Annotated in this window: 10 protein-coding genes, 1 pseudogene and 1 riboswitch; of the genes and pseudogenes, 5 read left to right on the forward strand and 6 right to left on the reverse strand. The window is 48.6% G+C overall.

Annotated elements, in window-relative coordinates; all coding sequences use genetic code 11:
- A pseudogene (locus PPL9_RS33855) lies at positions 1-1,253 on the reverse strand (ammonium transporter); the annotation flags it as partial.
- A gap of 426 nt (positions 1,254-1,679) precedes the next feature.
- On the opposite strand from PPL9_RS33855, the gene PPL9_RS27345 reads away from it, so the two are divergent.
- The 3 genes from PPL9_RS27345 (at position 1,680) to ettA (ending at position 5,637) form a co-directional block, all read left to right on the forward strand.
- On the forward strand, positions 1,680-2,495 hold the full coding sequence (locus PPL9_RS27345) for a hypothetical protein (protein ID WP_208989669.1): 816 nt from the start codon (positions 1,680-1,682) through the stop codon (positions 2,493-2,495).
- A gap of 356 nt (positions 2,496-2,851) precedes the next feature.
- A riboswitch (cobalamin riboswitch) is annotated at positions 2,852-3,063 on the forward strand.
- Between the two features lie 35 nt (positions 3,064-3,098).
- Positions 3,099-3,764, forward strand: coding sequence for an energy-coupling factor ABC transporter permease (locus PPL9_RS27350; protein WP_057465684.1), 666 nt, complete (start codon positions 3,099-3,101; stop codon positions 3,762-3,764).
- Positions 3,765-3,987: 223 nt separating this feature from the next.
- Positions 3,988-5,637, forward strand: coding sequence for an energy-dependent translational throttle protein EttA (gene ettA / locus PPL9_RS27355; RefSeq protein WP_057465685.1), 1,650 nt, complete (start codon positions 3,988-3,990; stop codon positions 5,635-5,637).
- A gap of 66 nt (positions 5,638-5,703) precedes the next feature.
- On the opposite strand, the gene PPL9_RS27360 is transcribed toward ettA, so the two are convergent.
- On the reverse strand, positions 5,704-6,636 hold the full coding sequence (locus PPL9_RS27360) for a glycoside hydrolase family 18 protein (protein WP_057465686.1): 933 nt from the start codon (positions 6,634-6,636) through the stop codon (positions 5,704-5,706).
- Between the two features lie 327 nt (positions 6,637-6,963).
- Here PPL9_RS27360 and PPL9_RS27365 point away from each other — a divergent pair, with 327 nt between their 5' ends.
- Positions 6,964-7,227, forward strand: a complete 264-nt coding sequence (locus PPL9_RS27365; RefSeq protein WP_057465687.1) for a hypothetical protein — start codon at positions 6,964-6,966, stop codon at positions 7,225-7,227.
- Between the two features lie 7 nt (positions 7,228-7,234).
- On the opposite strand, the gene PPL9_RS27370 is transcribed toward PPL9_RS27365, so the two are convergent.
- Positions 7,235-7,570 (reverse strand): DUF2293 domain-containing protein, encoded by a 336-nt coding sequence (locus tag PPL9_RS27370; protein WP_057465688.1) that lies wholly within the window; start codon positions 7,568-7,570, stop codon positions 7,235-7,237.
- A 29-nt stretch (positions 7,571-7,599) separates the two neighbouring features.
- The gene (locus PPL9_RS27375; RefSeq protein WP_208989670.1) at positions 7,600-9,624 is read right to left on the reverse strand and encodes a diguanylate cyclase; all 2,025 of its coding nucleotides are present in this window, start codon (positions 9,622-9,624) and stop codon (positions 7,600-7,602) included.
- Between the two features lie 392 nt (positions 9,625-10,016).
- On the opposite strand from PPL9_RS27375, the gene PPL9_RS27380 reads away from it, so the two are divergent.
- Positions 10,017-10,643 (forward strand): metalloregulator ArsR/SmtB family transcription factor, encoded by a 627-nt coding sequence (locus PPL9_RS27380; protein ID WP_057465690.1) that lies wholly within the window; start codon positions 10,017-10,019, stop codon positions 10,641-10,643.
- A 24-nt stretch (positions 10,644-10,667) separates the two neighbouring features.
- Here the strand turns inward: PPL9_RS27380 and PPL9_RS27385 are convergent, their stop codons facing one another.
- The gene (locus PPL9_RS27385) at positions 10,668-11,270 is read right to left on the reverse strand and encodes a helix-turn-helix transcriptional regulator (RefSeq protein WP_057465691.1); all 603 of its coding nucleotides are present in this window, start codon (positions 11,268-11,270) and stop codon (positions 10,668-10,670) included.
- Between the two features lie 204 nt (positions 11,271-11,474).
- Positions 11,475-12,246: hydrogen peroxide-inducible genes activator (locus PPL9_RS27390; protein ID WP_057465692.1), on the reverse strand; the 772-nt coding region annotated here is incomplete at its 5' end.

Raw genomic sequence — 12,246 nt, forward strand, 5'->3', positions numbered from 1 at the left:
ATCGGCGTTTCATTCAGATCAATTTCGTCGGCTTTGCGGAACTGCTTTGCAAATTTGAAGGCCGTAAACAGGATTAGACCTGACAAGAAGGCCCAAAGGATGGTCAGTAAAGCTCCAACTGCCTGAAGTATAAGGTTATCCAGACTGAACCCAGCCAGCGCATGGTCTGCTGGTAGTGCGGTTGTGAAGCCGAAAAGGCCAATGAGAGAGCCAATGCCAAGGCTGGTGTAGTAAATGATGACTTTGTGGGTCTTTGACCTTGCATAGATAATGCGGGCGACTGCTATAGAAGCAGCTGAGGCCGTCAGAGCAATAAGTGCGACGCCTGCAACCGTCAGATGCTGGGCATTTCCGAGAACGGAGGACAAGCCGCCGATCATGCTCAGCAAAATGGTTGGGTACATGACCTTGCGCGGTGCGAAGAAGCCGAGGGCGACTCCCAATAGTACCGAGACGCCAGTTGCGACAAGGACGTTGAAGATTGCGCTGCCCAGCTCTCCTGAGTAAATGCTTGTGTTACCGACAGAAAAGCCAATGCCGCCAACGGCCATCAGCGCCGCGCCTGCTTTGATCTGCAGCACATTGTAGTTTTGTGTGTTGTGCAGAATGTACTCAGGTAACGCTGGTGAGTTTCTTAGTCCGGTCACTAACATGCCGGAAAAGGCTACGAAGGTTGCGAGCAATGTGACTACGGTACCGCCGCCAATCTGCTCGAAACCAACTGACAGCACGGTGTTTTGGCTAATCGGATGAAGCAATAACCCTTGGACACCCTTCAGGTAGGCAGGGTAGATGACCCCGCCGATTGAGAGTGCGAGAATGATCGTCGCACGCATTGTCAGCTGATGCGATAGAGGCAGATAAGCCAGAACTGCGATCATCGCTGCCATTGCTGCGTGGATTGCAGCGGCGTGTATGTCCCCCTGTGGTCTGAACTCCACATGAGACTGCCAGAGGATCAATTGTGCCGTTACATCAGGCAAGTTCAGCGTTGTGTCGATGAGCAGGCATGCTGCTGAACTGATGGCGATGAGGAGAAGGGCACGGTTAAAAAAACGCGTCGCCCGCATACGCTCCTGAATAAACAGGCTGGAATAGACAATTAGTATTCCAAGAACACCAAGCGCGAACAATCCAACAGACAATATGGTCCATAGGTTCTGCTGCTGAGTGAGCAGTTCAGCTTGATTGAGCTGATTGTGAAGGCCACCTGTCGCAGGATCGAAAATCGACGCATACGATGACGCTGACATGAAGTGTATCGATAAACCAATTAAAACGAAAAGGAGCAATACAGGAAGTAAGAGGGTTCGAAAATGCATTTGGGTACCCCAGGAAATTCCTCGGCATAATTGTTTGAAATTATTGCGCATTTATTAAGAATTCTAGGGGTGGGCCGGGTTTAATTCTAAAAAGTATCGAAAAGTGCGGTGCATATGACGTTTATCCGACACTTCCAAAGCTAATTTATGAAAATTGTAAGTAAATGTTTCGTTGAGTGAAATTCTTTATATACGTGAATACTCGTATTTATCTTCAAGTTGAGAGGAAAGAGGGGCAGGCTGTCAATTATGATTCTCTTCTCTTTTCACGACAGCATTTAGTTCATTTTTTATGGGCAATTGATGTGCATTGTAGTTCACCATCTTGCTGAAACAACTTTCAGGTGGTCTTGAACGATGCAGTGGTCCAGCTTGTTTTTATACTCAGCGGTTTCGGTTTTGCAGCCAACTGGTGGTGAGCGAGATAACATCTTGCCGAGTTGGAGCTCAACCACAGCGCGCCGTGGTATCGTAGAAAGCATTGAGCGTATGGCTCGGGCTGGGAGCCCTGAATATGTGAAACTCGATGACCGTGTTGCTGTTTTGGTTGGCGATGGAGCTTTATGGAGTGACGCTCTGGCTGGCGCAGACAATGAAGTGACGCCACCTGAAGCTGGCGACAGTTTTGGAAGCTTTGCTGTTTATTCTGAGAGTGTACGTGCTCATCTGTCATTACGCGGGCCAAAGGCTGTTGGCGCAACATATATAGAGTTTGCTTTTCAGCCTCTGAAAGAGTTGGTGGGGTTCTTGAAAGAACATCACTTTCAGATTTGGGTTTTAAGCTTTGGAGACCATGAAGTAGATCGCACTATGGCAGAGTTGAACTACGGGCTTCCGAGATTTCGGGTTATCGAGGTTGCTCCCCACGCAGCGCCGGTGTCTTCAACAGATCTTGCCCGAACTATCTGGGAGAGGATAGGAACAGCACCCCAGATTTTTCTTGGACGATCTCACAGTGATCTTGGCTTGCTGAAGCTTGCTGGAAAAGGTGAGGGGGTGCTTGAAATCCAAATTTCTGACAGCCAAAATGCTTCCACTCCTACACCGGATTCAACTCCTGATGATTCTGGAGAGCAGCAGAACTCCTGGAGCTTTGTGATTTCTCCTGAGGAGCATTGGCTAAGGAAATATTCGTGGCAGGCACCTTCGGAGAGAACTTATAGCAAGAACTAATAGAAAATACTGAGACTTTCGTTGCAAGCTGTACGAGATATATTTGATCTATTCTAGTTTTAATCGATTGAAAATCTGAGTGCTTTTGTAATGTTGAATAATATCCGATGTTTCTGAGGTAATTTTATTTATTTTGATGAAGATCAATGAAGAGATGGGGCACTCTGATATTTCTAAATACAGCTTCGGCTGGCACTCGGATGGGGGAGTGTCAACTTTCTTAAAGGCGTGTACCAACGGGTACACGCCTCTTTTTTTGCCTGCAGCTCTAGCGGGTTACGAAGGCCGTTGCATCCCTCTGATTGTTGCTTATCCCAACTGCCTCTTATTTCTAGTTGTGTCTTCTCTTTAAATTTAGGATATTCCCGCTGTTGGGTTCTGTAGAAGCCAAGCTTCTTGGATGAAAAGGGAATGCGGTAGGGATGACCAAAGATGGGCCCGAACCGCAGCTGCCCCCGCAACTGTTACGTGGTGCGTTCTTCATAAAAGCCACTGGAGATGATCTCTGGGAAGGCGGAGGACGCAAAAGCCATAAGCCAGGAAACCTGCCCGACACGACATAAACTCATGACCGCACGGAGGGTGCGAAGAGGAGCATATTAAATGCATATTGAACCGGGTTACGTTTCCGCCGCCAAGGTTATTGCTGCCAATGCAGGTGCCGTTGGCGTTATTGTCTGGGGCTGCAAAGAGCAGATTTCAGAATTCCTGAAAGAGCCGTTCACACCGCTGAAAACGCTATTGGCTGCGGTTTTCTTCTCCATTTTCATGCAGAGCTTCCATATGTCTGTTGGAGCATCGGAACTTCACTTCGTTGGTGCGATGGCGATGTATCTGACGCTCGGGTTTACCCCTGTTCTGCTTGGGTTTGCCATTGGCTTGCTGTTTCAGGCGCTCGCTTTTGATCCGCAGGACATGTACCATCTTGGCGTCAACAGTCTGTCTTTGATGTTGCCGCTGATTGCCGTTCACTACCTGAGTGGCCGTGAGTTGTTTTCCAAGGAACTGACCAAGCGTGTGAGCTTTGCGCAGATTCTGAAGTTGGATGCGATGTATTATGCTGGCGTGACCGGCATGGTTGGCTTCTGGTTGATGATTGGGGACGTTGCTACGCCGTTTACGGCATGGGCGCAGTTTGCTCTGTCTTATCTGGCAATTGTTGCGTGTGAGCCATTGGTCACCTTCATTGCTGTGAAGGGGCTCAAGGCCGTTGAAGACAATGCGATTGTTCGGAACCTGACAGTGGTTCCGCAGCTGAAGCTGGCGTAAATTTTTACGAGCTTGTTTGTTATTGGGGCGGCAGAGTAAACCTGCTGCCCTTTTTCTTGCGTGGAAGTGACCAGGTGTTGTCGTGAAATTCTCCGTTTGAGGAGAAAAAGCGACGGATTTGATCATCGCTGAAGTGTTATGGATTGCCCCTTGGCGCTGCTTCCACTATGAGTGCTCTCCAGAGATTTCATTGTTTACACAGATCAGGAGATGCAGGCAGTCCATGGCGCGCCAGTTCATCTATCACATGCACGGGGTCTCCAAGGCCTACGGTGCAAAAAAAGTACTCGACAATATTCACCTGTCTTTCTACCCGGATGCGAAAATCGGTATCCTTGGTCCAAACGGTGCAGGTAAGTCTACTCTTTTGAAGATCATGGCTGGTCTTGATAAAGAGTACACCGGTGAAGCATGGGCTGCAGAAGGTGCCAAAGTTGGCTACCTGCCGCAGGAACCAAAGCTGAACGAGGACAAGACCGTCCTTGAAAACGTGATGGAAGGTGTTGCGCACAAGCAGGCTCTTCTGGATCGTTATAACGAATTGATGATGAACTACTCAGATGAGACCGCCGATGAAGGTGCTCAGCTGCAGGACATCATTGATGCGCAGGATCTGTGGAATCTGGAAAGCCAGGTTGAGATGGCAATGGAAGCGCTTCGCTGCCCTCCATCCGACTCTCCTGTAAATAACCTTTCTGGTGGTGAGCGTCGCCGTATCGCGTTGTGTCAGCTGCTCTTGTCCGAGCCTGACCTGATGCTGCTTGACGAACCAACCAACCACCTTGACGCTGAGACCGTGCACTGGCTGGAACGCCATCTGCGTGAGTTCAAGGGTGCCGTTCTGATCATTACCCACGATCGCTACTTCCTTGACAACGTGACTGGTTGGATTCTGGAGCTCGACCGCGGTCAGGGCATCCCTTATGAAGGCAACTACTCCACTTACCTTGGTCAGAAAACCAAGCGTATGGAGCAGGAAGGCCGTGAGAACATGGCTCGTTCCCGCGCTATCAAGCGTGAGCAGGAATGGATGGGCATGACGCCGAAGGGCCGTCAGACCAAGTCAAAAGCGCGTATCAATGCTTATGATGCTCTGTTGACTGCTCAAGAAGAGCGTATGCCTTCTATTGAGCAAATTCTGATCCCTGTTGGTGAGCGTCTGGGTAACAATGTTATCGACGTTCAAGGCGTTTCCAAAGGCTTTGGCGATCGTCTGTTGATTGATGATCTGACCTTCAAACTGCCACGTGGTGGTATTGTTGGTATCATCGGTCCAAACGGTGCTGGTAAGTCAACACTCTTCAAGATGTTGTCCGGTCAGGAAAAACCTGACAGCGGTGAAGTGGTAGTCAGTGACCGCGTGCACCTTGGTTATGTGGATCAGTCCCGTGATAAACTGGATGACAGCAAGACCGTTTGGGAAGAGATTTCCGAAGGTGCTGAAGTGATCTATCTTGATAAGAAAGAGATCAACTCACGCGCTTACTGCTCCTCCTTCAACTTCAAGGGTGCTGGACAGCAGGCGAAAGTTGGTGATCTTTCCGGTGGTCAGCGTAACCGCGTGCATCTTGCTAAGGTTTTGAAGTCAGGCGCAAACGTTCTTCTGCTCGATGAGCCGACCAACGATCTTGACACCGAAACACTTGCAGCTCTGGAAGATGCGCTTGAGAACTATGCTGGTTGTGCCGTGGTTATCTCGCACGATCGTATGTTCCTTGACCGTCTTGCAACGCACATGCTGGCCTTTGAAGGTGATAGCCACGTTGAGTGGTTTGAAGGTAACTTTGAAGACTACGAAAAAGACAAGGTTCGCCGCCTGGGTGCACACGCTGCAGACCCAAGCCGCATCAAGTACAAGCCACTTACTCGCTAAGTCTAGCTTGCTTATTGATTTTGAGGACGGCGGAGCAGTGATGCTCCGTCGTTTATTATTATTGTTTTACTTTTTGTCTTTCAGATCCAGTGCATCTGCAACAGTTGAGATCCATTCTGTTGCAAGATCAGGGCTTTCGGGTGATTTTGCAAACTGCCAACCCATTGCGCCTCCAAACTCTTGTTCTGCCTTGTTCAGAGGATCGATGACATATTCAACTAAATCTTCTGCGGGGATATAGCCATTGTTCGCGCTCGGACCGGCGTTACCCTTCGCTGTCGGTTTGCCCACCAGTAGCTTTTCCGCAGGGATGCCTGCTTTTTGAAGGCCAACGATGCTGGTGGATTGAGGTGGGTTGCCTGTTGTACCTGCAACCAACCGGGTTTCATCAGCTGGGGTGTCGCCGACCCATGGACTGTTGTTGTAATACTGAATGTTCAAGTAATCGATGACGTCGTGTGCCTGTTCCATTACCTTCAAGTATGGGCCGCCGTACCAAGTGGGGTCCAGATATGGTGGTTGGGGAGCGTGTGTGATGATGCTCTGATCAAATGGTAAGGCTGCCTTGAGCTTCTGGGAAAGAGAAACCAGAAAGTTCACTGCATTATAATGGTCATCGCTTACAATTGCCGCAGAGTCTTCCCAGTCGATATCAATTCCGTCAAAACCGTTGGTTTTCACAAAATCAGCAAGTGCCGCGACAAAGCTATCAAGATTGTCGTTACATTCTTGCCAAACTGCAGTGACAAAGTCAGCTCCGCCAAGTGCGGCAAGGACTTTGAGGTCTTTTTGCTGAGCCTCTTTTACGGGCGTGCTACCGTTTGGAGAAGCTTTTATAGCTTGCCCCATAGGCCAGTCGGCTGTTAGATCGCATTTGCCATTTGTAAAAGTGGCTCCGCTGATAAATGCCTGTATGCCAATAGTACATTCTGTTTCTGCAAGAGCCGGGAGCGTTGCGTAGGAGTTGTCTGTATAGATGACAAGCTGCTTTTTAGTCATTCTTGCTTTTCCTTTTAATGCGCAAGGTTACGCAAACAGGACGGGCATAGCTGGGCTTCGTGAGCTGCTGTTTGGGCTCAAGGAGAAAGCGTGAAGACAGACTAAAGAGTTTATTAATGTGCTTCCCGATAGTTCAATCGAATTGCTGCTAATTCAGTGAGCGGAGTTCACAAACACTGGGTATTTGTCTTTCGTTTACGCATCTAATGCATATGTACTATTCATGCTTCATACGTAGATGTGCTGATGTGACGCATGCGCGTGAATGTTAAATTGATGTAAGTCAACTCTGTGTTCTTCCCCCATCAATCAATAACGGGCACTGTAATGAGCGATACAACTCTGTCTTCTGCTGAAGATCAGCAGGATAATGATCCACTCTTCTTCAAGCTTCTTTTCCTTGTTCCAATCATCGGCTGGTTGTTCAAAGATGCTGTGCATGGCAACAGCGAAGCAAAATACTATTTCTGCGCGAACTTCTTTGTTGGCTGGGGTTTGGCAATTGCATTCTTCGGGTATGCTGCGATCATCATCCCTGCACTGTGCCTTGCAGCGCTTGCATTTACTTGGATTATTGGTGTTTGCCGATAATTTGTAGCTACTGATCTTGCTCGCCGCTTTCATTGGGAGCGGCAAGCAGTTCCCCGGCGGTGATGCTTCCGCCCCATGATGTGATGGTGGCTTCCATCTCATCTGCGACGCAGTAACGAGCAGCGTCCCGGTCCAGACCTTCTTCCAGTAAATCATCGTAGTCAGTGTATTGATGGCGCACATAGCTGGTTGTTGCCAGCAGAACCGCAATGTGGGCTGGGAGGTGGCGCAGGTGCTGTTGGTTGGCTTTGCTGCGTATTTCCGAAGCATCCAGAAATGGAACATGCGGAATAAGCGTGCTTAGGGCGTCGCTGATCGCTCGTTGTCTTTTGGTTTTGCTCACACATGATCTCTTTGCGCTGGTGCTGCGCGCTAATTTATCATGGATGATGGCAGGCGCGATATTCTTCTACGTGCCATGTTTGTTTTTACTCTCTGGATTGGATCTGGCGAGATGTCGAGCACGTGCTTCTTGTAAATCTCAGAAAAGCGTTGTTCAGGGCCATAGAATGCGCCTTGAACGTATTCTGCGCCTAATTTTCTCAGCTTCTCTTCGGTATTTGCATTTTTGATTTCCGAGAGGATGATCTCGATGTTCAAGGCATGTGCGAACTCAGTTGCAGCGGAGAGTAATCGTGCTGTTTTATCATCTTCAAACAGCCGTTCTACAGAGCCCGCGTGTAGTTTGATGTAGGAGATCTTCAGTTTCTGGAAATGCTCAATCTTCAGTCCGCCGGAGTCAAAGTGGTTGATGCACAACTTGACGCCTGTGTTTGTTAGCTCATTCAGCTGACCAATGAGGATATGAGCGTTGGCTCTTAAGAGAACACGCGAGGGGATCTCCAATGTGAACTTGTCTGGCGATACATTGTTTTCCTGTAGAAGGTAGCTGAGATCATCGCAGAACCCTTCCTTCAACACAGAGGGAACGGGGACGCGGAACAGGAACTCCCAATGTTGCATTGGAGTGTTCTGACACGCGCGCATGGCGTGAATGATGGCTGCAATTGTTGTCTCGCCAAGAACATTACTGAAGCTGGCGCTGTCAAAGATGTTTGAAAGGTCACATCCACGAGCAATTTCTAAAATCTGAGACGGCCATTCTGGCCGGGCCTCCAACATTCGTATTTGGCTTGTTTGGCCGAACCTTATGGGCTGGAAGATTGTTCCGACCTGGTTTTGCAAGAGTGCCTGTTTTGCGGTTTGCTGAAGGGTGACCTGCCGTTCCAACCGGGTGCGCATGACCTGATTGAACAGGCTGGCTCGATTTCGGCCTCTTTTTTTTGCATGATACAGAGCTGTGTCGGCACTATCCTGCAGTTCCTTCACAGTGTTTGCGTGGCGTGGGAATACCGCAGCGCCAATGCTGACCTTGGGTCGTATTTCGCTGTGCTCATGATAGATCGGATGACTGAGAGATACTGGCAAATCTTCAAGCAATACTCTGATCTGATGACATGTGGTGTCTTCCAGGAGCAATGCAAATTCATCGCCGCCCAATCTGAGAGCGGTGACGTTTTCACATTCCATCTGCTTCAAACGGTCGGAAATAGCCACCAAAGCTGCGTCGCCTGCAGCGTGCCCGTGAGCGTCGTTGATGACTTTCAAATGATCCAGATCGACATAGAACAAGGCCACGCGCTGATCTGGGTTTGTCACGCTTTCTATGGCGTCGGAGATAAGTTGCTCAAAGCTCTCTCTGGTTCGCAGGCCAGTCAACGGGTCAATATTGCAGACTGTGAAGATTTCTCGCGGATTGGCTTGCTCTGGTGGCAGTAAGTATTTTGTTGCCACCTTGGCATTGACTGAGAGTGTGCTGCACAAATCGTTTGTTGAGAGGATGCGGAGCAGACCGGGAACGAGAATTCTTGCCAGGTTTCTGAAGCTTTTGAGCTTTTTGGTCAGGTCTGCATTTATGAGTTGATCTGAAGGTGTGGTTGGCTGGAAATGTGTTCTGGGAAAATGGGCAGTGTTGTTTGCATCGGACTTGCAGAGAATACCCACGACGGCGATCACTCGCTCGTGGAGGGAGAGAGGCATGAGTGCGATGAACTGCGTTGCGAGATGCGGTGACCTGGCTGTTGAGGGTGCGTCTTCGCCATTAAACCTATGTGGGAAAATCTGCACATCATCTCCGCAGATTGGGAGTTCCGTAATCTTGGAGAGAAGATTGTTGAGCTGGTTCTTATAGGGATGAATGCTATCGGAAACGAAAAGCTCTGAACCACTCCCGGTTTCTGATTGATTGACCATGATGAAGGTCGGGAGCTCGAACAGTTTCTCGTAGACGCGCAGGACAGACTGAGCGAATGGCTGCGGAGGCATCTCTACTGGATGCAGGTTCGTTTTATATGCCGGGTACTCGATATTGTATTTTGTGTTGCCTGCTTCAGACATCATTCCCACCACTATCAACCAATTATTTACCACGCCCTTATTGATAGGGATTATGTGCTTTTACGCAAAAGGAAAGCGGGGGGCTCTGTGAGAATTAAGGGGCAAGCTTTATGTGAATACTATAAAAATACTAGGTAAATTTTAGGAAAATGGGGATAAGCACCTTCTATTTTTCTGATTTATATGAAAAGTGAAATTTCTTATTTGTGCATTACATATGTAGAAGAGTAATTATGATGCATAATCTCTTATGGTTCAAAGACAATACTATTTTATGGGTAAGTTATCAGTGATTCCTTCGCGTTGTTTTCTGATGTTGGTGCACTACAGCTTTTACTTTATTAGGAAAGCTAAAACTTTTCATATAATTTCGATTGTGCTATGAGATGCCTATGAGTGACCGTACGAAAGATCGTTTGATGTACGCGCTGAAATCGCGCGGACCGAACACAGCTGCAACCATGGCCAAACATTTGGGCGTGACGGCTGTGGCTGTGCGTCAACATCTTGATGCGTTGCTGGAAGCTGATCTTGTTGAGTTTGAAGACCTGAAAGGGACTGTGGGGCGTCCTCGCAGAACCTGGCGTCTTTCTGAGACAGGCAACAGGAAGTTTCCTGATAACCATAGTGGTGTGCTGGTTGATCTGCTTGGAAACATCAAAGACCTTTACGGCGAAGAAGGACTCCAGCGCCTCATAGATGCGCGGGCTGATCAATCCCGGAAGTCCTATCTAACTGCGATGAAGTCTGCAAAGACCCTGTCTGACAAGCTACAATGCCTTGCTGAACAGCGCAGTGAAGAAGGGTACATGGCTGAGGTTCTGAAGGATGGCGAGAATGGCTATCTGTTTGCAGAGAACCATTGCTCTATTTGTGCTGCAGCCCGGTCTTGCCAACACTTTTGTCGATCAGAGCTTGATTTGTTTCAGGAGGTTTTGGGAGATGATGTACGCATCGAGCGTGTTGAGCATATCCTGAAAGGTGACCGGCGTTGTCTCTATAAGGTCTCACCCAACTAAGCTGCTCGCGACCTCACGTTCTTTTTAAACCAGAATTGACAGAAGCATTGCCAGTTCCACGCGACTGCTCACGTTGAGCTTTGCGTAGATGTTCTTGCGGTGCGTACGCAGTGTGTTCTTCGTAATATCCAGATCAGCAGCAATCTGAGGTTCTGTTTGTGTGCCAGACAGCTGCTCCAGGACAATCGCTTCCTTATCCGTCAGGCGGAAGAGGGCCGTTGCCTTTTGGATATTGATTTGCTGCTGGATTTCCAGGTCCGTGACGAACAGAAAGAAGAGATCGTCGAACTCAGTATCGACCAGGCGTAAGTCGATATGGATCGGGCGCAGAAATGCTTCATCTCTTCTGAGGACGAGCTCTTGCTGTACATCCAGATCAATTGTTGCTGTGGCCAGACTTTGTGCGTTCTGGAACTCGCGCTGGTGGCTCGGGTCGGTGAACTCTAGCCGTCCGGTGCTGACCTTGATCTGAGGTGTTTGCTCAAACAAGCGTTTTGCAAACTCATTACATTGCAGGATAGTTCCATTACCTTGAATAATGGCCACGCCCTTTTGTAGCCGGTCAAGGCTGTCTGCAAGAAACTTGCAGAATGCTTGGTCTACAATATGGGCGGTCTCTTGGTTCAAGCTAGTGGATTCCTATTTTACACCGAGCAACTAAAACCGGCTGATGGCGTAATAGTGTGCATTTGAGTGGAAGGAAGTTCATCTTAAAAAGAGTCGTTCTTCTAATCCATATTCTATAGCTTAGTGAGAAATCGATAATACGTATGCAGTTGCACGGTATATTTTTCGGTTATTCACAGCAACGGGTTAAATTAACTCGTTTCATTAGTTGGTGACGTTACGCAAACACCTTGCGAGTGCCATGTAATCCTCGCTTTTAGGTGAAGTTTTTCGCCAAATTAAACCTATCCTACGGGAAGGTTGAGGCTCTGCAAACCGCAAAAGTGTTATGCGATCGTCTGCGATTTCTGTATCTGCGCAAATTTCAGGCAGGACAGTGACGCCATATCCGGCAGCGACCATGTGCAGGACAGTTGCTATACTTGTTGCGCCTACGTTAGCTGATTGATTTTGACCAATTGCTCCACAAAAGCTCAGTGTTTGATCTCTGAGGCAGTGCCCTTCTTCAAGCAACAGCAGATTTTCACCATGCAGATCATCTGGACCCATCCTCTTACGCTCATCTATTTTGCGTGAGCTGGACACAGCTAAAAGGAAATGATCTTCAAAGATAGGTACTTCTTCAAGCTCTGGCTCTTCGATGGGAAGGGCTGCGAGAACAACATCCAGGGTGCCGTGCTTTAGCTCGCTCACCAAAGATGCTGTCAAAGTCTCGCGGAGATTGAGCTGAAGATCAGGATATTGCTTGATAAGGGCGGGTAGCAGCTTGGGCAGAATGTATGGTGCAAGAGAAGGGATGACACCGAGGCGTATGATGCCGCTCAGCGGGGATGCTGCGTGTTTTGCATAATCCTTAAGGTCCTGCATTTCTCGCAGGATCTGGTTGGCTCTTCTGGCAATTTCTTCGCCCTCCGGTGTGATCCGGATTGAACGTGCGTTTCTCTCGACAAGGCAAAGGCCTAGCTCTTTCTCGAGA

This window comes from Pseudovibrio sp. POLY-S9, assembly GCF_001431305.1.
Taxonomy (GTDB): Bacteria; Pseudomonadota; Alphaproteobacteria; order Rhizobiales; family Stappiaceae; genus Pseudovibrio.

Bases quoted from the DNA above. Each gene is read 5' to 3' on its own strand.
- PPL9_RS27345 (WP_208989669.1), top strand. From the start codon at position 1,680: ATGCAGTGGTCCAGCTTGTTTTTATACTCAGCGGTTTCGGTTTTGCAG.
- PPL9_RS27350 (WP_057465684.1), top strand. From the start codon at position 3,099: ATGCATATTGAACCGGGTTACGTTTCCGCCGCCAAGGTTATTGCTGCC.
- ettA (WP_057465685.1), top strand. From the start codon at position 3,988: ATGGCGCGCCAGTTCATCTATCACATGCACGGGGTCTCCAAGGCCTAC.
- PPL9_RS27360 (WP_057465686.1), bottom strand. From the start codon at position 6,636: ATGACTAAAAAGCAGCTTGTCATCTATACAGACAACTCCTACGCAACG.
- PPL9_RS27365 (WP_057465687.1), top strand. From the start codon at position 6,964: ATGAGCGATACAACTCTGTCTTCTGCTGAAGATCAGCAGGATAATGAT.
- PPL9_RS27375 (WP_208989670.1), bottom strand. From the start codon at position 9,624: ATGTCTGAAGCAGGCAACACAAAATACAATATCGAGTACCCGGCATAT.
- PPL9_RS27380 (WP_057465690.1), top strand. From the start codon at position 10,017: ATGAGTGACCGTACGAAAGATCGTTTGATGTACGCGCTGAAATCGCGC.